18 protein-coding genes and 1 tRNA gene are annotated in these 18,145 nt (G+C 49.3%); 12 read left to right on the top strand and 7 right to left on the bottom strand.

The genetic code is table 11. The features are described 5' to 3' along the window. The first annotated feature begins 73 nt into the window (after nucleotides 1-73). The gene (locus L4D19_RS20125; RefSeq protein WP_428453991.1) at nucleotides 74-526 is read left to right on the top strand and encodes a universal stress protein; all 453 of its coding nucleotides are present in this window, start codon (nucleotides 74-76) and stop codon (nucleotides 524-526) included. Between the two features lie 86 nt (nucleotides 527-612). Here L4D19_RS20125 and L4D19_RS20120 read toward each other — a convergent pair whose 3' ends face one another. Beyond that, nucleotides 613-1,242, bottom strand: coding sequence for a flavin prenyltransferase UbiX (locus L4D19_RS20120; RefSeq protein ID WP_428453990.1), 630 nt, complete (start codon nucleotides 1,240-1,242; stop codon nucleotides 613-615). Then, a complete protein-coding gene (mpl, locus tag L4D19_RS20115; protein ID WP_428453989.1) occupies nucleotides 1,239-2,600 on the bottom strand; it encodes a UDP-N-acetylmuramate:L-alanyl-gamma-D-glutamyl-meso-diaminopimelate ligase in 1,362 nt (453 codons plus the stop codon). The genes L4D19_RS20120 and mpl overlap by 4 nt, the downstream gene beginning before the upstream one ends. A 205-nt stretch (nucleotides 2,601-2,805) precedes the next feature. Between mpl and fbp the strand changes: the two genes are divergently transcribed. The 3 genes from fbp to L4D19_RS20100 all read left to right on the top strand — a co-directional run bounded on the left by fbp (nucleotide 2,806) and on the right by L4D19_RS20100 (nucleotide 4,998). Further along, nucleotides 2,806-3,816: a class 1 fructose-bisphosphatase gene (gene fbp, locus L4D19_RS20110; protein ID WP_075763592.1), complete on the top strand. Its 1,011-nt coding sequence runs from the start codon at nucleotides 2,806-2,808 to the stop codon at nucleotides 3,814-3,816. A gap of 194 nt (nucleotides 3,817-4,010) precedes the next feature. After that, on the top strand, nucleotides 4,011-4,541 hold the full coding sequence (gene ppa, locus L4D19_RS20105) for an inorganic diphosphatase (protein WP_428453988.1): 531 nt from the start codon (nucleotides 4,011-4,013) through the stop codon (nucleotides 4,539-4,541). A gap of 94 nt (nucleotides 4,542-4,635) precedes the next feature. Beyond that, nucleotides 4,636-4,998, top strand: coding sequence for a rhodanese-like domain-containing protein (locus L4D19_RS20100; RefSeq protein WP_428453987.1), 363 nt, complete (start codon nucleotides 4,636-4,638; stop codon nucleotides 4,996-4,998). A gap of 43 nt (nucleotides 4,999-5,041) precedes the next feature. Here L4D19_RS20100 and L4D19_RS20095 read toward each other — a convergent pair whose 3' ends face one another. The 3 genes from L4D19_RS20095 to tamA are packed head-to-tail and all read right to left on the bottom strand — an operon-like array spanning nucleotide 5,042 to nucleotide 10,881. Next, nucleotides 5,042-5,392 carry a gamma-glutamylcyclotransferase family protein gene (locus L4D19_RS20095; protein ID WP_428453986.1) on the bottom strand — a complete coding sequence of 117 codons (351 nt, stop codon included), beginning with the start codon at nucleotides 5,390-5,392 and terminating at the stop codon, nucleotides 5,042-5,044. A 12-nt stretch (nucleotides 5,393-5,404) separates the two neighbouring features. Next, entirely contained in the window at nucleotides 5,405-9,163 is a 3,759-nt protein-coding gene (gene tamB, locus L4D19_RS20090) for an autotransporter assembly complex protein TamB (RefSeq protein WP_428453985.1), read from the bottom strand. Next, on the bottom strand, nucleotides 9,160-10,881 hold the full coding sequence (gene tamA, locus L4D19_RS20085) for an autotransporter assembly complex protein TamA (RefSeq protein ID WP_428453984.1): 1,722 nt from the start codon (nucleotides 10,879-10,881) through the stop codon (nucleotides 9,160-9,162). The genes tamB and tamA overlap by 4 nt, the downstream gene beginning before the upstream one ends. Nucleotides 10,882-11,053: 172 nt before the next feature. Between tamA and msrA the strand changes: the two genes are divergently transcribed. Further along, nucleotides 11,054-11,689, top strand: a complete 636-nt coding sequence (msrA, locus tag L4D19_RS20080; protein WP_428453983.1) for a peptide-methionine (S)-S-oxide reductase MsrA — start codon at nucleotides 11,054-11,056, stop codon at nucleotides 11,687-11,689. A 39-nt stretch (nucleotides 11,690-11,728) separates the two neighbouring features. On the opposite strand, the gene L4D19_RS20075 is transcribed toward msrA, so the two are convergent. Further along, nucleotides 11,729-11,938, bottom strand: a complete 210-nt coding sequence (locus L4D19_RS20075) for a DUF1107 domain-containing protein (RefSeq protein ID WP_075763599.1) — start codon at nucleotides 11,936-11,938, stop codon at nucleotides 11,729-11,731. A gap of 319 nt (nucleotides 11,939-12,257) precedes the next feature. On the opposite strand from L4D19_RS20075, the gene L4D19_RS20070 reads away from it, so the two are divergent. The 7 genes from L4D19_RS20070 to L4D19_RS20040 all read left to right on the top strand — a co-directional run bounded on the left by L4D19_RS20070 (nucleotide 12,258) and on the right by L4D19_RS20040 (nucleotide 17,762). Then, complete coding sequence (locus L4D19_RS20070; protein WP_428453982.1) at nucleotides 12,258-12,809, top strand: YtfJ family protein; 552 nt, start codon at nucleotides 12,258-12,260, stop codon at nucleotides 12,807-12,809. Nucleotides 12,810-12,999: 190 nt separating this feature from the next. Continuing rightward, complete coding sequence (locus L4D19_RS20065) at nucleotides 13,000-13,203, top strand: hypothetical protein (protein ID WP_428453981.1); 204 nt, start codon at nucleotides 13,000-13,002, stop codon at nucleotides 13,201-13,203. Nucleotides 13,204-13,253: 50 nt separating this feature from the next. After that, nucleotides 13,254-14,072 (top strand): zinc uptake protein ZrgA, encoded by an 819-nt coding sequence (zrgA, locus tag L4D19_RS20060; protein ID WP_428453980.1) that lies wholly within the window; start codon nucleotides 13,254-13,256, stop codon nucleotides 14,070-14,072. A gap of 64 nt (nucleotides 14,073-14,136) precedes the next feature. Further along, nucleotides 14,137-14,829, top strand: coding sequence for an ATP-binding cassette domain-containing protein (locus L4D19_RS20055; protein ID WP_075763602.1), 693 nt, complete (start codon nucleotides 14,137-14,139; stop codon nucleotides 14,827-14,829). Beyond that, entirely contained in the window at nucleotides 14,829-16,088 is a 1,260-nt protein-coding gene (locus L4D19_RS20050; protein ID WP_428453979.1) for an ABC transporter permease, read from the top strand. Before L4D19_RS20055 ends, L4D19_RS20050 begins: the two co-directional genes overlap by 1 nt. 11 nt (nucleotides 16,089-16,099) lie before the next feature. Next, complete coding sequence (locus tag L4D19_RS20045) at nucleotides 16,100-16,582, top strand: DUF3299 domain-containing protein (protein WP_428453978.1); 483 nt, start codon at nucleotides 16,100-16,102, stop codon at nucleotides 16,580-16,582. 280 nt (nucleotides 16,583-16,862) lie between these two features. Next, nucleotides 16,863-17,762, top strand: coding sequence for a TIGR03899 family protein (locus L4D19_RS20040; protein WP_428453977.1), 900 nt, complete (start codon nucleotides 16,863-16,865; stop codon nucleotides 17,760-17,762). Nucleotides 17,763-17,975: 213 nt separating this feature from the next. Here the strand turns inward: L4D19_RS20040 and L4D19_RS20035 are convergent. Next, nucleotides 17,976-18,052, bottom strand: a tRNA-Asp gene (locus L4D19_RS20035). Nucleotides 18,053-18,145: the final 93 nt, after the last annotated feature.

Genomic DNA, 18,145 nt, shown 5'->3' with positions numbered 1-18,145 from the left:
CACTGACCTGGACAATACAGGTCTAAACTATAGGGAGAGTTCACTCTCCCTATATGAAAATAAAGAGAATAATATGTATAAGCAGATTTTAGTGCCCGTTGATTTAAACGACCACGGTTTTGCCGACAAAGCCGTCGAGCAGGCCGTCTGGCTGGCCAAACAGTCCAATGCGACGATTCATTTGCTCAATGTACTTCCCGGCATTCACATGTCGATGGTATCGAGCTATTTCCCGAAAGATGCCGCCCGTAAAATGATGCAAGATGCCCAGCACCAACTGAAAGATTTTGCCAGCGAACACATCCCAGATGAAATTGTTCACCACCAGTATGTTTCCGAAGGGAAAACCTGGACCACAATTCTTGAGCATGCGGGGCGAGTGGGTGCCGACCTGATCATTTTGCCGAGCCATAAACGCTCTCGCCTCGATAAGGTCATGCTGGGTTCTGTCGCTTCCAAAGTGGTCGAGAACTCACCAATCAATGTCGTGGTGATCAAACCCCAGGCGCACCTGCAAGACGTCTAACCCTGCCTGAGTCATTGGTGTGATCAAGTACGCTCAAAAAAGCCCGCTCAAGCGGGCTTTTTATTAATATCAACGTATTTCGGCGCTCACTGTCGCTGATCGTAACCCCAGCGCGGAACCAACCCCTGCTCGACACCAAGGTGATCGAGGATCCTTGCCACCATAAAATCGACCAGATCATCGATACTTTCAGGCTGATGGTAAAAGCCGGGGGCTGCCGGCATGATGGTCACTCCCATCTTTGACAGCTTCAGCATGTTCTCCAGATGCAGTGTCGAGAACGGTGTTTCCCGTACCACCAGCAATAATTGCCCGCGCTCTTTCAGCACCACATCAGCGGCGCGCTCGAGCAGATTATCAGACATGCCGTGTGCAACAGACGCTAACGTGCCTGCCGAACAAGGACAAACAACCATCTGCTTCGGAGCTGCAGAACCCGATGCCACCGGCGAGAACCAGTCTTCTTTGCCACACACTTCCAGCTTGCCGGCATCACATTCAAGATGCTCAACCAGCACCTTTTTCGCCGCATCCGGACCAGACGGCAGCTTCAGTCCATGCTCGGTTGCCAATACAACACGGGCCGCCGATGAAATCAGGAGATATACCTGATAGTCCGCAGCCAGTAAGCATTCCAGCAAGCGCAGGCCGTAGGGGGCGCCAGAGGCACCGGTCCAGGCTAGGGTAATTCGCTTATCTTGTATCTTGCTACTCATTCGTTCTTCTCTGCCAATGCGGCCAGCAGCTTGTCATGAATACCGCCAAAACCACCGTTGCTCATCACCAGAATATTATCGCCAGGCTTTGCCGACTCAGTGATTTTCTCCACCAGCGCAGCCAAATCGCTATCTGAAGCCGCCGGCTGAGAACAGGCCGAGGCAATTTCTTCTACCGACCAGGGAATAGTATCCGGCTGGAAAATATACACTTCATCCGCCGCTTGGAGTGCCGGTGCCAAATCCTGTTTGTGAACACCCAGCTTCATGGTATTGGATCGCGGCTCCAGAACCGCCAGGATACGCTCGTTTCCCACTTTAGCTCGCAAGCCACCCAGCGTCAGCTCAACCGCTGTCGGGTGGTGGGCAAAGTCATCGTACACCTTGATGCCGTTCACCTCGCCTTTCAGCTCCAGACGACGCTTGGTATTGATAAATTTAGCCAATGACTCACAGGCCAAATCCGCTGTCACACCCACATGGCGGGCCGCCGCAATCGCCATCAGGGCATTGCTGACATTATGATCGCCCACCAGCTCCCAACTCACGACACCAGCACGTTCACCTTCCAGGTACACCTCAAACTGGCTGCCGTCGGCAACGAGCTTGCGTGCCTGCCAGTGACCGTCTTCGCCGGTATATTCCAGCTCGCTCCAGCATCCCATATCCAGCGTCTGCTGGATATTGTCGACATTTTTAGGAGCAAGGATCCGGCCATTACCCGGCACAGTTCTCACTAAATGATGAAACTGGCGTTGGATGGCTTTCAAGTCATCAAAAATATCTGCGTGATCGAACTCTAAATTGTTCATAACGAGCGTGCGTGGTCGATAATGAACAAACTTAGAACGCTTATCGAAAAAAGCACTATCGTATTCGTCCGCCTCGACAACGAAGAACATACTTTCACCTAACCGCGCGGAAACACCGAAGTTTCCGAGCACGCCACCAACCAGAAAACCCGGCTGATAGCCACAATCTTCCAGGATCCACGCCAGCATACTGGCTGTCGTCGTCTTGCCATGGGTACCGGCCACTGCCAGCACCCAACGGTCATGCAGCAAAATTTCCTGCAGCCACTGCGGCCCCGAGGTATAGCGCAGATTATTGTTCAGTACATATTCCACACAAGGATTGCCCCGACTCATGGCATTGCCGACGACGACCAGGTCAGGAGCCGGTTTGAGTTGTGATGGGTCATAACCCTGAATAATTTCAATACCTTGAGACTCAAGCAAGGTACTCATCGGCGGATAAACATTGGCATCACAACCGGTAACTGTATGGCCCAACTGACGGGCGAGAATCGCGGCCCCGCCCATAAATGTGCCGCAAATTCCTAGAATATGGATATGCATAACTGTCGGCTCACTGGATAAATTCTGTTGATTTCACGCTTAGGTGTTACTTCAGTACCATAAAAAAGATCTTTATATACAATTCTTTATGCGTATTTACAGCACTAACAGGCTATAAATCCTATATAGAGGTACCAAAACTGTCCATAAGAGACATTGTACCTGACTTAACTGCCCCAATGACAACATGATGCAAGGATTGTATATGTCCGATATTAGAACCCTTGGTGAGTTCATTGTCGAGAAACAGACCGACTTCCCCCATGCCAGCGGTGAGCTCTCCTCACTACTGGGCTCTATAAAGCTAGCGGCTAAAATCGTGAACCGTGAAATCAACAAGGCAGGATTGGTTGATATCACAGGATCGGCCGGTGGCGAAAATATTCAAGGTGAAGATCAGCAAAAGCTCGACCTCTACGCGAATGAAAAATTCAAGGCCGCGCTTGAAGCCCGAGATCAGGTATGTGGCGTCGCCAGTGAGGAAGAAGACGAAGCCGTTGCCTTCAACAAAGAATTAAACCTAAACGCGAAATACGTTGTGTTGATGGATCCACTGGATGGTTCTTCGAACATTGACGTAAACGTTTCCGTCGGGACTATTTTCTCCATTTACCAGCGTGTTTCCCCAGTCGGCACCCCTCCGACTGAAGAGGATTTCCTCCAGCCAGGACATCGCCAGGTTGCTGCCGGATACATCATCTACGGCTCTTCGACCATGTTGGTTTATACCACAGGTAACGGTGTTCATGGTTTTACCTACGATCCATCACTGGGTGTGTTCTGCCTGTCACACGAAAGTATGCGTATCCCGGAAGACGGCCGTATTTATTCCATTAACGAAGGAAACTACATCCGCTTCCCGATGGGCGTGAAAAAGTACATCAAGCACTGCCAGGAAGACGTGCCAGAAGATAACCGTCCTTATACATCCCGTTATATCGGCTCTCTGGTTGCTGACTTCCACCGCAACCTGCTAAAGGGCGGTATTTATATGTACCCGAGTACTGCGACTCACCCGAACGGCAAACTGCGCCTGCTGTATGAATGCAACCCGATGGCATTTTTGATTGAGCAGGCCGGTGGCCTGGCATCTGACGGGAAAAACCGGATCATGGATCTCAAACCGACTGAGCTGCACCAGCGGGTGCCATTCTTTGTCGGCTCGACCAAGATGGTCCGCAATGTAGAAACCTTCCTGGAAGAGTTCCCAGAATAAAAGCGATTCCCGATATAACAGGCTGCCCCGGCAGCCTGTTTCTTTTTCTGTCTCAACTCTCTCACTGCTCATCACTTCTTTCTGCTCGCCATAATAGGGCAAAACGGTTACCAAATAGACAACTCGTTAACGAAGTTGGTATTATAATTTCTTACATCGTCAACAATTAGTTAACTCAATAAAAGGAATACATCATGAGCCTTAATCAGGTGCCAGCAGGAAAGGACATCCCTGAAGATATCTACGTTGTTATCGAAATCCCAGCCAATGCCGACCCCATTAAATACGAGGTAGACAAAGATACCGGCGCAGTGTTTGTCGACCGTTTCATGTCAACGCCGATGTTCTATCCTTGTAACTATGGCTATGTAAACCATACTTTGTCCCTTGATGGCGATCCTGTCGATGTATTGGTACCAACCCCTTATCCGCTAGTTCCGGGTTCAGTGATCCGCTGCCGTCCGGTTGGTGTGCTAAAAATGACAGATGAGTCAGGCGAAGATGCTAAAGTGGTTGCCGTCCCGCATAGCAAGCTCAGCAAGGAGTATGACCATATTCAGGACGTCAATGACTTACCGGATCTTCTGAAGGCGCAAATAACCCACTTCTTCGAGCGATACAAAGAGCTGGAAGCCGGTAAATGGGTAAAAATAGATGGCTGGGCTGATGCTGCGGCTGCGAAGGAAGAAATTGTAGAATCCTTCAAGCGAGCACAGGAAAAGTAACTGACTAGCAGTTAAAAATTAACGCTCCTTCTATCACAGGCTGACAAGGAGCGTTTACAACACCGATATGATTATTCAGAGGTTAGTCCTGTAAATGCTAAGCAAAATACGTCAACTCATTCTCTTCACCCTTCTTCTTGCCTCCCCAGTTCAGGCCGAAGTGGTAACACCCGAACAATTCTGGCAACTACACCAGGAAGGAAATCCGCTGATTGTTGATGTGCGAACCAATGAAGAATTTATCGCCGGGCACCTACCCAAGTCTATCAACATCCCCTTTAATGAAATCGACAGGCTGGCAACGATAGCCAAAGATAAAACCCAGCCCATTTTTCTCTATTGCCGCTCCGGACGGCGTTCCGCAATCGCAGAAGAGAGACTCAAACAATTGGGTTACCAGTATATCTACAACGGTGAAAGCTACGAGGCATTACACGAGGCAATGCCAAGTCCATAGCAAACGCTCCAACATAAGCAGCTAATAAGCCGAATAGACACTTTTACCTTTGGCACCAGTCACCATGACTAATCTGAGGCAAGCTGGCGGCAGAAGGGTTGTACAGGTAAATCCAGGCAGCCCCGTATTTCGTCTCCACCAGCTCACGGGTATATAACTCAGGATACTCCTCCAGTTGGTCGAGCAAGTCCATGGTATGACTGTCTACTTCATAAACCTCACCATACAGCGGAGCATCATTCGAATTGCTCTTTTTTGCCCCCGGGTAACTACCGAGATTAAAAAGCACATAACCCGACATCAGCTGACAGCCCCCCAATCTGGATGCCTGTTCTAGCAGGCCATGATTCGACTGGCCTGCCCTCAATGTCCCATACACAAACACTCTTGCCACAATGATCGATCCTTAATTGAACTCAAACTGATACAGTAAATCGACGGCACTATCGAGGCCGGATACAGCTTCAACGTACAAATCTGTCATTAGCCGATACCGAACTGTAAATTCAGGGATTGAGGTAAATATCCCGACGCCATATTTTACCTGCAGGCCGGGAGCAATATAACCACTGATCGTCACCTGAGAGTCGTCCCCCGAGCCAGCGGTATCCAAGGTCAGATCCTGAACTCCAAATGCTTCGCCGACATTACCGACAAGCTGACCACTCTTGGCCAGCCCCATACTGATCAGTGCGGTCGTCATCGCATCGCCACTGCCACCTTCGCCAGACTCGGTATCGAGGTTTTTACCCCGCAGCAGGTAAGACAGCGCATTTTGCTGAGGCATAGCCGGATCAGAAAAGATCTCCACTGTCGGTTCATCGGCGGGACCACTGACCCGGATCCCGGCAATCACATCATCTTCGACATTGTCCGGATCACGAATTGCCTCTATCGACAGATAAGGCTGGTCCGCCGGGCCGTTGAATAGAATCTGGCCTTTGCGGATCACCAACTCCTGAGCAAATGAACGGTAGGTACCATCTCTCAGGTTTACCTCACCATACACAAGCGGCCCCTTATCTTTCTGGCGTACGTTCAGATCACCTGTCAGCCTGGATTTTAGGCCAAATGCCGACAATCTGACGTCTTTACCGATATTGACCGAGATATTAGTTTTGATTTCAAACGGGATTGCCGGCTCAGCCTCGACAGGCTGTAGATCATCGGTGAGCAGCACTTCATCACCAGATACTGACACTGCCGATTCCGGCAATTGATCTATGGTGATGCGCCCCCATGGAATAGCAATATTGCCGGTGATCTCCGCGTATTGCGGCGAAGCTTTGATCATCAGATCCGGTGACACCTTCAAGTCAAGCATTGGGGGGACACTGACTTCCAAGTCGCGAGCATTGACTTGGAGCTCCGACTTCCATTTGGCCAGATCCTGCCAATCACCGCTGCCTCTCAAGAGCAGTTCGCCATCCGGCGTGATGATATCGCCATGCAAGGTCGCATTGTAGCCATTAAAGGTCGCGGTGATATCCCCATTCGACACATCTAACGGCACCTTACGGCCGATCGCTTCCACATTAGTCAGTTCCAACAACCCGGTGACTGCCGGATGCATGATTGGACCAGCAACGGTCAGGTTGGCATCGACCTGGCCGTCAAACTGTTCATAGCCCTTGATCAGCGGGGCCAGAAAACCGAGCATGAAGCGATCAATCTTCAGCCTCGCCTCAAGTTGCTGTTCGCCTGTTAGCTGGCTCACTTTCGCTCGCCCTGAGATATCGCCATTGTCTTTCACCGCCACCAGCCAGTCGGCATTTAAGATATCCTGCTTCATCTCGGCGTTAACCGTCACCTTGTCCCAGCCAACCGTCAGAGCCGGTGCTTCAGGATCGGCCTGTTGGACCACAGAACCCGACGGCAGACGAACCTGCGCTTTCACATACGGAGACGCCTTTGGTGCCCAGGTCGCCTCCACATTGGCACCTACCTCCCCCTTTAGCGTAATGGTTTCAGGAATGAACGGGGCAATACGATCAAAACCGAAATTATTCACGGCCACCTTGGCATGACCCGAACTCCCCGCCTCGAGAGCTTCGGTCAGGCACAGCGAGGCTTGGTCCTGTTGCCAACAGTGCGCGGCGATATTCGCCAACTGTGTCTTGAGGTTATAACCGAGCTTCGTTGGACGGTTTAGCTGCCATGGACCAATTTCCGTATCAATTTCACCTTGCTGCAATACTCCTTGCCAGCCAGTCTTGCGATCCAGCTTGCCCTCTAGACTGATATTCGCGCTCACAGGTTGGGCGTCGGCGTTCAGTGTCAGGCGATGCTGAGCTTCGGTCCCCTTGAAGACCAAGGCTAACTCATTAAGCTTGAACGTATCGTATTTGCCTTCAGAAGCCGTCAGCCTCACATCTGCCTTTAACGCTGGCATAGGTGTTACCCGTCCCTTAAGCGCAAACCGCTGAAGGCTGGCCTGCTCCTGCCAACCTAAAGCCTCTCCGTCCAACTGAAGATCAATGTCCGGTTCGGCAAGTTTTCCCGACAGATCGAGGTCTCCCTGAATGCGTCCACGCAAATCCGGTAACGATTGAGCCAAGTCCGGGGCATCAACCTGCGCAGACATCGCCCACTCTTTGCTCAAGGAGCCTTTTGCCGTCAGTCCATTAGGACCATGTTTCAGCCTCAGACGCTCGGTGACCAGCTCAATATCTCCCTTACCGGCGTTATCTTTGGCATCAAGCTGACCATCAAGCGTAAACGGCTGTTCGAGCATCACTCCGTCTACAGATAGCTCTGGCAGTTTGACAAACCAGCCGCCTTGTTTGGTCAGCCCCCCAGACGTTCGCAGCTTACCGCTGAGATCCCCTTTGGCATCCGGCCATTCGAGCCCGGGTTGTATATGGCTAAAATCTAGCTGCCCCTGCCAGTTAACCAACTCCTTCCAATTGGCTTTGGCCTTGCCGGTAATAGCGCCGCCGAGGGTTTCGATAGCCAGTTTATCCAGGCTAACCTGAGTCAAATCGCCCTGCCCCGATAAGTTTGCGGCAACAGCAGGCATCGGCGCTCCGTCAACATCAGTTTTTAGCTTGAACTTGAACCCGTCCAAACTTCCGGCAGCAGTTAATGCCGTATCTGTGACTTCAAATTCAGCCTCTTTATCAATCGGCCACTGAATATGCCTACTGGACAGGTTAAGATCGAAAGGTAACGTCGGATCCAGCGGAGACAGCTTGCCACTCAGCAACGCATCAAGCGTACCTTTCAGGCTGGCATCAAGCGCTAGCTCGGCCAATGAACCGCCAGCCTTGAGCTTGAGGTTATGCCCCTCAAGAGGAGCCATTGCGATATCAAGCCCAGCTTCTAGCTGAAGCGGATAATCACCGGCCAGAGAAACTTCAGCAGTGGCATCTAGCTTGGCCTGCGGGATATCCAATATCAACTTGCTCAGTGACACATCACTGCCTGTTGCCGTTGCAGCAATATCCAGCACATTCACCTGTTGGGGAGCCTCACCGTTGAGCTTGAAATCCTTAACAGTAAAGCGCTGAATATCGACAGATAAAGGCAGTATGATCTCCGGCAGGATGATAGGCCCATCAGCAGGTTCGGCTTCAGCTTGCGTAACCGCACTGTCTTCCTCAGAAGCTGGAGCCAGTGTAAGCTCGATATCCTGCCAGTCGGTCGGCTTGAGTATTAACTGGCTTCCCTCAATGTTCGCCGCCGTTGAAAAGTGCTGCCAGGCAATCTTGTTGCCTAAAATATCCAGCTTAATGTCATCCAGTGCAATCCTGTCGATACGTATAGGCAACGGCATCACAATGTCAGTCACAGGCTGGGCATCAGGCTCGGCCTCTTCAGCATCCGGCTGCGACGGGGGCAACTCGGGCATGGCAAAACGCACGCCCGAGATACCCACCTCGGTCACACACACGGCCGGTGTCAGCAAGCAGCTATCTTCCAGCGTCAACACCAGGCTGTCGGCCGCCAGATCAAGATGAGAGTCTTGGTAACGTACCTGCTCCAGCGCAAAGCCTTTCAGCAAGCTCCCCGAACTGCTGGCCACCGAAAGGGCTGGCAGAGCCTTTTGCGCCCCCCAAACGGCCACTTTGACACCCGCAGGGGTATACAGCAGCGACGCGATGACAATCACCAGTACCAATAACAGTGCCAGCAACCCTAGTGCTATACGTTTTACCCAGATCATATTTCAGGCCCCAGAACAAAATGCAGCTGGAACTTATCGCTTTCCTTTTCCAGTCCCCATGCAAAATCAAGACGAATCGGGCCGACCGGCGATGCCCAACGGACACCGGCTCCCACTCCCCGATACCAATCCGGGGTATCGTTCCAGGAGGAACCATAATCATAAAACAAGGCTCCCCACCAATTGCCGTAGACCCGATACTGATACTCAAGGGTCGAGGTCAGCATATAGGTACCACCGCGCAGCTCGCCCTTGCTGTCTTTCGGCGCAATCGACTCATAGCTGTAACCTCGCAGGCTATTGTCACCACCGACAAAGAAACGCAGTGATGGCGGCACATCTTCTATCCGATCCGCAATCACCGCGCCGCCATCCACCCGCAACAGGCCGCGGTGATCCTTGCCGGAGCTGCGGAGCCAGGCACTACGCCCACGAAACCTTGCCAGCCGGGTATCAGAACCAAAAGCCGGATCAGAATATTCAACCGAAATCAGCTGTTTATCACCCCACGTCGGCATTGCGCCTCCACGACTTCGAGTTTTGTCATAACTGATCCCCGGCAATATCATGGAAAGAGCACCACTTTCTTCGGCCCCCTGCTTATAGTCCTCATACAACCAACGAACCGAGGCCACACGCTTCCAGCCCGATTCCAACCGCCAATGCCGTTCCACGCCAAAGTTATATTCCGTACTAACCGTGTCATGATTATCGACATAACGAATACCACCAATGATCTGGTAATAATCATTGAGAACATCATCAAGAGGAATTTTATAGGTTGCCTCGATTTTCGGCTGCACCTTCGAGATCTCGGTCTTCACATTGAGGCTGTGGCCGGCGCTGTTCATCCAGGGTTTACGCCAGTTGAATTTAAGACGTGTACCAACATCGGTCGAGTAACCGATACCTGTCTCAATCTGGTTTCTGACCTGAGGCTCCAGAGCAACTCTGACAGGCACAGTATTGTCTTTTAGGTTGGCAACATCTCCGCCGACAAAGATCGAGGAAAACCAGCCGACATTGGATAATCGCTGATTAAACTCTCCCAAGGTGGAGGCAAGGTATGGGTCGCCCTCTTTGTAGGGGATCAGTGATTGCAGCCGGTCTTCTTCAATCTGGCTGCCGGTGAAAACCGTCTCGCCAAAGTTATAGCGTTGCCCGGCAGCAAACTCGATTGTAATAAAAGCTTCATTACGTGTCGGGGCCACCTCCAACACACTTTTCTTCAGTTCTGCATCAAAATAGCCTTTACGCAGCGCCAGACTACTCAGGGAGGATTTAAACGACTCATACTTGCCATGGTTCAGCGTTTTGCCAAACCCAAGTCCACTTTTTCTTCTAAGCGCCAGAAAGTCCGGATCGCTCACTGCCATACCGGTAAAATGGATATCGCTTTTCGCGATAGTTGTCTTCGGCCCGGCATTCACCGTAACAATCAGCTCGCTGTCGTTTCCGTCCTTCTCGACCTGGTAGGAAAATGTCGGTTGATAACGCCCCAACGCTTTAAGGGCATCTTTAATCTCGCCTTCCAGCTGTTCCCGAAAGCGAATTGAAATACTGTAGTCATCTTCAGGAATGGCCGAGACATACGCCTCGACATTATCTTTCAGGCTTCCTTTCAACCCCTTAATGGCCAATGTGGTCTCTGCCCAAACAGGGGCAGAAGCAACAAGAGCAATTGCGGCAAGGCTAAACCGCTTAACGTTTTTTTTCATTCTTATTTGGCTTCACTACTAAAAGCTTTATTTTTGTTTGTCGCGCGCAGTAATAATTCTGACAAAGGGCAGCCATAACTGCCAACATTATATAAGGACAAATCAAACGATATTGATTGTCTGTCAAGATTCCTCTACTTTCTCTGTAAAGACAATGTAAAAGGAAATAACAATGTCAGCAAAGAAACAAGTCATGATCTCGCCGGAGGCTGCACTCATTGGCAGGGCGACGCCAATCCTTCCTTCCCTACCACATGCAGTCAATGGTACTCCTATCAATGATCATAAGCCCGAGAGGCTAGAAGAGCTTATTGTTGGTATGGGTTGTTTCTGGGGAGCAGAGAGACTCTTTTGGCAACTTGACGGAGTCTACAGTACCTCTGTGGGCTATAGCGGAGGTTTTACCCCAAATCCGAGCTATGAAGAAGTCTGCACAGGTAAAACCGGACATACCGAAGTGGTACGGATTCTTTTTGACCCTGCCCAAATACCGCTAAAACAACTGTTTGCACAGTTTTGGGAAAATCATGATCCGACACAGGGAATGCAGCAAGGCAATGATATCGGAACCCAGTACCGTTCCGTCATCTATACCACTTCGCCCTCACAGCTTGATCAGGCATTGCAGAGTAAAGAGCACTACCAGGCAGCCTTAAAACAACAGCAACACCTGCTCGAAATCACCACAGAAATAGAACCGGCTGGCAACTATTATTTTGCAGAAGAATACCATCAGCAATACCTTGCCAAAAACCCCGGTGGATACTGTGGACTAGGGGGAACAGGCGTGTGTCTGCCCCCTCAGTAACCCCGTGCCCTGTCATATCTAATCAGAGCTAGGGACCAGCTATACAGCCTCTGCCGCAAGGAGGTCGATTTCGCGATTGACCTCCGATAACACATTTAGCGCTTTTAAATCTTGTTTTTTGGGTGGCAGCAAACGGCCGCAATCAAATTCGAAACCGCCGACTCCCATAATAAACACACGCCCACGAAAATAGCTCTTTACGTAGCGGGCAACCTGATTTGGACGATAGTGTTTGAAAACTCTAAGCATATATCCCTCGCAACACCGATACAGCTGTAGACCCCGCCATATCAATAATGTTTCAACCTTCCGTCGAAAAAAGAAAGCAATTTACTTGCCATGCTTGGCAACCTATCCCTAAAAGTCAGCTCAAGCCAAGTATTCAATGTAGAACAGAAAAATCATAATTGCTTATAAGATCAGCGACAAACATTCCCAAAAAACATCCTCAAGCCGAGAAGGAATAGAATAATTAGTGATTCAGATCGACTATTTTTAACTGGTTTTACCAGTTATCTCTGACTGTTCTAAGATAATGGGGCGTCTAACAATAAATGGAATAAATACAATGAATAAGAAGCCAATGATTGCTTTACTTGCTGCATTATTACCAGGCCTTGCAGCGGCTCATACTATTCAGGTTGGTGAAATGCTCCCTTCGGCGGCCGTTTCTGACAAAGGTGAGATCACCTTACAAGGCGATGATATCGTCTACCAAAACTGGAATAGTTCACAGCTGACAGGTAAGGTCCGGGTCATTCAGGCAATCGCTGGCCGCAGCGCGGCAAAAGAAATGAATGCAGAACTCATGCAGGCCATCACAGCAGCCAGTTTGCCAGCAGAGAAGTACCAGACAACAACAATCATTAATCAGGATGATGCAATCTGGGGGACTGGCAGCTTTGTTGCCTCGTCAGCAGAAGACAGCAAGCGAGAATTTTCATGGTCTTCTATGGTGCTAGACGCTGAAGGCAACGTGCATGCCACCTGGGAACTGCAGGAAGAAAACTCTGCAATCATAGTTTTGAACAAAGAGAGCAAGGTTTTATTTGTCAAAGAAGGCAAACTCAGCCCTTCAGAAATCGAACAAGCACTTGGCTTAGTTAAGACTAACCTGTAACCAATTCAATTAATTCTTATAGTTGGCAACAAAGCCATGACCAACGGCAAAAAGTAATGTTATATTATTACAATTATGTTCTGGTGATGGCTTTTCTATTTCTATCGTGTTCAGCTTCAACTCTCGGTGCTTACACCTATGTACAATACTCTGCATTAGCTTGATCTGTTTGATTGGGCCGCTAAAGGTATTGCATAAATTTGAAATTGATAACGGCCACCATCATGTACAGGAATGCAGTATCTGCCATCTGGTACATGATACAACCACGACGATTGAACTCGATGCCTTGCCGGCACAGTCGCCAACCCAGCATAGCCGCCAAACGAGTGTTCTAACAGGCCACCGTCTTCCCACGCAACCTTTGGCAAGATCTCCTCCGGTAACAGCCTAAAACGAATGTATCTATTTTTATTTACCTTTATTTTTTAGACAGGAGTTATCATGCCTTTTCCTTACCGTCTTTCATCGTGTGCACTAATGTTAAGCACCCTGACAATGGCTACCACTGCATCAGCAGAAGAGGCTTTTCGCCAACACGACGCCCATGTACACGGCGTCGTTGAATTCAATATTGCCCAAGACGGCAAAGATTTACTGATGGAGATCACGGCCCCGGGTGCGGATGTTGTTGGCTTTGAACATGCTCCGACCAACAAGCAACAACAACATCAGCTAGAAGACGCAATTGCAAAACTTAACAACGCCGGAAAGCTCTTTGCTTTCTCCTCTGCGTCAAACTGCCAGCTAACCGATGCCCATGTCACTGAAACATTGACAGCTGATGATGACCATGACAGTCATGAGGGACATGATCACGACGAACATGACCATGACAGCCATGCAGAACATGATCACGACGAACATGACCATGACAGCCACGAAGGACATGATCACGACGAACATGACCATGACAGCCATGCAGAACATGATCACGACGAACATGACCATGACAGCCACGAAGGACATGATCACGACGAGCATGACCATGACAGCCATGCGGGACACGATCATGACGAACATGACCATGACAGCCATGCGGGACACGATCATGACGAACATGACCATGATAGCCATAATGGACACGGTGAGTTCTCTGCTCAGTATGTATTCCGATGCAATAACATCGAACAACTAACTTCTCTGCAGGTTAACTGGTTCAGCCACTTCCCGGCCACGGAAAAAATCACTGTCCAGGCGATTACAGATACCAACCAAAGCGCTTCACAGCTAACGCCTACCAGTACAGTATTTAAATTCTAAGCATTGGCTTATAGCGAGAATCCATTCACGATGGGGGGGGCTTCCCCCCATTACAGGGACAACTATGAACGTTATAGAACTCACCGACATAACATTCCGCTGGCCAAAACAGACGGAGGATCTCCTCGACATTCCATCTCTGACGATAAAGAAAGGCGAGAAAGTCTTTCTGAAAGGACCGAGCGGGAGTGGCAAGTCCAGCTTGTTAAGTCTGCTTGCAGGCATTTCACAACCAACATCAGGCGAAATCCAGCTATTGCAACAGCCTTTCAGCCAACAAAAACCGACACACAGAGATCAATTCAGAGCCAATCACATTGGTTATATTTTCCAGATGTTCAATCTGCTTCCCTATCTCTCGGTGATCGATAACGTCCTGCTACCGTGCCGCTTCTCCCGGCTGCGAAAAGACCGGCTTTCAAGCGCTATGGACATAGAGGCTAAGCGGCTGTTAACCCAATTACACTTGCCTCAAGAATATCTTGAGAAGCCAATAACCGAGCTGAGTATCGGTCAACAACAACGGGTCGCGGCAGCAAGGGCACTGATAGGCCAACCGGAGCTATTAATCGCAGACGAGCCAACGTCTGCGCTCGATCATGACAACCGTGAGGCCTTCATCCAATTACTCATGGCAGAATGCGATAAAGCAGAAACAACCTTACTCTTTGTCAGCCATGATGAAACACTTGAATCCTTATTCGATCGTAGCATTGCACTCAACGAGTTAAACCAAGCTGTAAGAGGGGCCTGCTAATGGGCGCAATATTCCGACTGGCATGGCAAAGCCTGACTAACCGCAAAACGACAGCATTTCTTACCTTGCTGACCGTCGCCATTTCCGTCACCCTACTGCTTGGTGTTGAAAGAGTACGTACTCAGGCTAAATCCAGCTTCGCCAATACTATTTCCGGAACAGATTTAATTGTAGGATCCCGTTCGGGCCAGGTGAATCTGCTGCTTTATTCCGTCTTTCGGATTGGTAACGCAACCAACAACATTGACTGGCAAAGCTACCAGGAAATTAGCCAACACCGCTCGGTGAAGTGGTCAATACCAATCTCACTTGGTGACTCCCACCAGGGTTACCGAGTGATCGGTACCAATCATGCTTACTTCACGCATTACCAATATGGTCAAAAGCAACACCTTAATTTCGCCGAAGGCCGGGAGTTTACAGGCTTGTTCGAGACCGTTTTAGGGGCTGAAGTCGCTAAGAAGCTCAACTATCAGCTCGATGACGAAATCGTCATCGCCCATGGTATCAGTGATAAATCCTTCAACCGACATGATAATTTGCCTTTCAAGGTAGTCGGCATACTGGAACCAACAGGAACGCCGGTCGATCGCAGTGTCCATGTCTCTTTAGGGGCTATTGAAGCCATTCATATTGGCTGGGAGTCCGGAGCCAAATTAGGCCATACACCGGATGCACAAACATTAGCAAACTATCAGTTCGAGCCGAAACAAATTACCGCTTTCATGCTAGGGCTCAATTCAAAAATACAGACCTTTGCACTGCAGCGCTATATAAACACATATTCGAAAGAGCCACTGAGTGCCATTATGCCCGGGATCGCTCTGCACGAACTGTGGGGTATGATGTCAATCGCCGAGCAGGCACTTCTCGTTGTGTCCGGCTTTGTCGTTATCGCTGGCTTGTTGGGGATGTTGACCAGCCTACTGACCAGCTTAAATGAAAGACGGCGAGAAATGGCAATACTAAGAGCCATGGGGGCCAGACCCAACCATATCTTCTTCCTCTTGGTCAGTGAAGCTACGGTACTAACAGCAATTGGGATTGCACTTGGCACCGCTTTGCTTTATAGCTTAATGTTTATCACGCAGCCGTTTATCCAGCAGCAATTCGGGTTATTTATCAAGATCAGCGGGCTAACATCCTACGAGATGCTATTGCTTGGGGTTGTTCAGCTAGCGGGAATCATTGTTGGGGTACTTCCAGCGCTACGCGCCTACCAACACTCTCTGGCAGACGGTATGACAATAAAGGTTTAATAGGATAGAAAATGAAGAAATGGCTTATTGTATTATGTTGCTGGCTACCATTAACGAGCTATGCCAGTGATGTGCTGACTCTGGATTGGATAGATCTGGTCCCCGAGCAAGAAAGGCAGCAATTCAACAGGAATAGTATGCCTGTACTCGACCATAATAGTGCGGCTGTAAAACAGTCAATGATCGGTAAGGTCCGTCCCGAGCTAAATGGAAGCAAGGTAAAGATCCCGGGCTTTGTTATTCCATTGGAAGGGGATGACAAGGCTGTAACTGAATTCTTGCTAGTACCCTACTTTGGAGCCTGTATTCATGTGCCACCACCACCGCCGAACCAAATCATTTATGTGAAATTTGAAAAAGGCGCTCCCATCCAGCAGCTATGGGATGTGGTATATGTTGTCGGTACTTTGCAAACCCAGCATATCAGTCATGATATGGCAGAGGTTGGCTACCTGTTAGAAGGTACGGCCCTGGAAGAGTACGATGATATGTAGTATGTAACATCTGTCTCTCCTTTATACCCAAGGCTTATCTTGCTTGCATCACTAAAGGTACATAGCAAGATAAGCCAGTACTGTTATATAGCCTAAAACCAGCAGCACATCAGTAAGTCGTTTACCGGACTTGTTCATCAGCACCTCCCTCATCCTCTATTTCGCAAAACTCATCTACGCAACAAATTTAACCACTCATTAACACAAAAGTCACGCATATTGCCAAATAATGCGATCAACTGGTAAAACTATAGCCAGACTAATCAACCTTGAGCCCGCTATGGATAATGCAGACAAGGACACCAAAACTGCGCCTACAACAGCCGCAGTACCAACAGTAAAAAAAGAAGAAACCAATAACTATATTCGAAGCAGTCAGGCAAGAGCTAAAGAGCTAGCCTGCCTTTACGCTGTCAGCCATCTCATCACAAACGATTCAGAAAAAGATATCGTAGAAAGAACCGAATACCGACTATTAAAGGAGTCACAGCACGAACAAGAAAACCTGGAGCGGATATTCAAGCTTGCTTACGACAATTGCAGCGATGAAACAGCCGGAGAGCCTGATCCTGACTGGCTTTATCATTTCATCTCCATCGCCAAGCATATCCGTGGGAAGTCAATGCAGAAGCTATGGAGTCGAGTGCTAAAGCAAGAGATCATTACTCCGGGATCAACTTCCCTAAAAACACTCGATACCCTAAGAAACATGACCCAAAAGGAGGCACAGACCTTTCATCGGGCCTGCATGTTAACCTGCCATTTTGGTAGTGATGAAAGTAAAAAGCTTCTAACCAGCATAAAAGTTCGGCATAGCGGGCTTCAAATTTTACGCTCTCCTTCATCCGATAAACTAGCGCTCGGCAACTACCAGTTACCTTATTCTAATTTGCTCGTGCTCATGGAGCTGGGGTTGTTACTTCGCAGCGAGCTGGAATCAGGTGAGATCGATATCGAATCCCCCCTTGCATTTGGCTACCAAGGTGCACATTACTTATTACGTCCGATAAAGAAAAGAGTCTCCCTGACATACTTCCGGCTTTCTCCTGTAGGCCAGGAAATAGCAAATCTATTGGGAAACAAAAACCACGAACCTTATAAAGAAAGCTTGCTTGAACTGCTCGCAAAACACTTTGTAGTTGAAAAAAATGAAGGCTCTCAGGTTAACCTTGCAACCTAGCAGAGTCTCGAGCTATCCGACCAAATGGCGGACAGGGTTATCAAATGCAAAAAAACTCAACATTTCTGCCGAGACGCGCATTTCGAAGAAGTGACGGAACGGCGGGGGTGCCTAGTCCAGGCTTGCAAACAAGCGAGGCTCATTCGCCCGCTGGGCGAACATATCTTAAAGACGTAAAAAAGCCCAAGCATTTCTGCTTGGGCTTAGTATAAGTGGCGGAGCGGACGGGACTCGAACCCGCGACCCCCGGCGTGACAGGCCGGTATTCTAACCAACTGAACTACCGCTCCACTCAAATCACCGCACGTTCACTGCGATAATCTAAATTGGAAGCCTGGCGATGTCCTACTCTCACATGGGGAGACCCCACACTACCATCGGGG

This window comes from Photobacterium kasasachensis, from assembly GCF_050336885.1.
GTDB lineage: Bacteria > Pseudomonadota > Gammaproteobacteria > Enterobacterales > Vibrionaceae > Photobacterium > Photobacterium kasasachensis.
The sequence above is the reverse complement of the archived record's forward strand: the minus strand, read 5'-3'. Positions and strand labels throughout refer to the sequence as shown.

What these genes read in the sequence shown, in the direction of transcription:
- L4D19_RS20125 (WP_428453991.1), top strand. Translation starts at nt 74, where the DNA reads ATGTATAAGCAGATTTTAGTGCCCGTTGATTTAAACGACCACGGTTTT.
- L4D19_RS20120 (WP_428453990.1), bottom strand. Translation starts at nt 1,242, where the DNA reads ATGAGTAGCAAGATACAAGATAAGCGAATTACCCTAGCCTGGACCGGT.
- mpl (WP_428453989.1), bottom strand. Translation starts at nt 2,600, where the DNA reads ATGCATATCCATATTCTAGGAATTTGCGGCACATTTATGGGCGGGGCC.
- fbp (WP_075763592.1), top strand. Translation starts at nt 2,806, where the DNA reads ATGTCCGATATTAGAACCCTTGGTGAGTTCATTGTCGAGAAACAGACC.
- ppa (WP_428453988.1), top strand. Translation starts at nt 4,011, where the DNA reads ATGAGCCTTAATCAGGTGCCAGCAGGAAAGGACATCCCTGAAGATATC.
- L4D19_RS20100 (WP_428453987.1), top strand. Translation starts at nt 4,636, where the DNA reads ATGCTAAGCAAAATACGTCAACTCATTCTCTTCACCCTTCTTCTTGCC.
- tamB (WP_428453985.1), bottom strand. Translation starts at nt 9,163, where the DNA reads ATGATCTGGGTAAAACGTATAGCACTAGGGTTGCTGGCACTGTTATTG.
- tamA (WP_428453984.1), bottom strand. Translation starts at nt 10,881, where the DNA reads ATGAAAAAAAACGTTAAGCGGTTTAGCCTTGCCGCAATTGCTCTTGTT.
- msrA (WP_428453983.1), top strand. Translation starts at nt 11,054, where the DNA reads ATGTCAGCAAAGAAACAAGTCATGATCTCGCCGGAGGCTGCACTCATT.
- L4D19_RS20075 (WP_075763599.1), bottom strand. Translation starts at nt 11,938, where the DNA reads ATGCTTAGAGTTTTCAAACACTATCGTCCAAATCAGGTTGCCCGCTAC.
- L4D19_RS20070 (WP_428453982.1), top strand. Translation starts at nt 12,258, where the DNA reads ATGAATAAGAAGCCAATGATTGCTTTACTTGCTGCATTATTACCAGGC.
- zrgA (WP_428453980.1), top strand. Translation starts at nt 13,254, where the DNA reads ATGCCTTTTCCTTACCGTCTTTCATCGTGTGCACTAATGTTAAGCACC.
- L4D19_RS20055 (WP_075763602.1), top strand. Translation starts at nt 14,137, where the DNA reads ATGAACGTTATAGAACTCACCGACATAACATTCCGCTGGCCAAAACAG.
- L4D19_RS20050 (WP_428453979.1), top strand. Translation starts at nt 14,829, where the DNA reads ATGGGCGCAATATTCCGACTGGCATGGCAAAGCCTGACTAACCGCAAA.
- L4D19_RS20045 (WP_428453978.1), top strand. Translation starts at nt 16,100, where the DNA reads ATGAAGAAATGGCTTATTGTATTATGTTGCTGGCTACCATTAACGAGC.
- L4D19_RS20040 (WP_428453977.1), top strand. Translation starts at nt 16,863, where the DNA reads ATGGATAATGCAGACAAGGACACCAAAACTGCGCCTACAACAGCCGCA.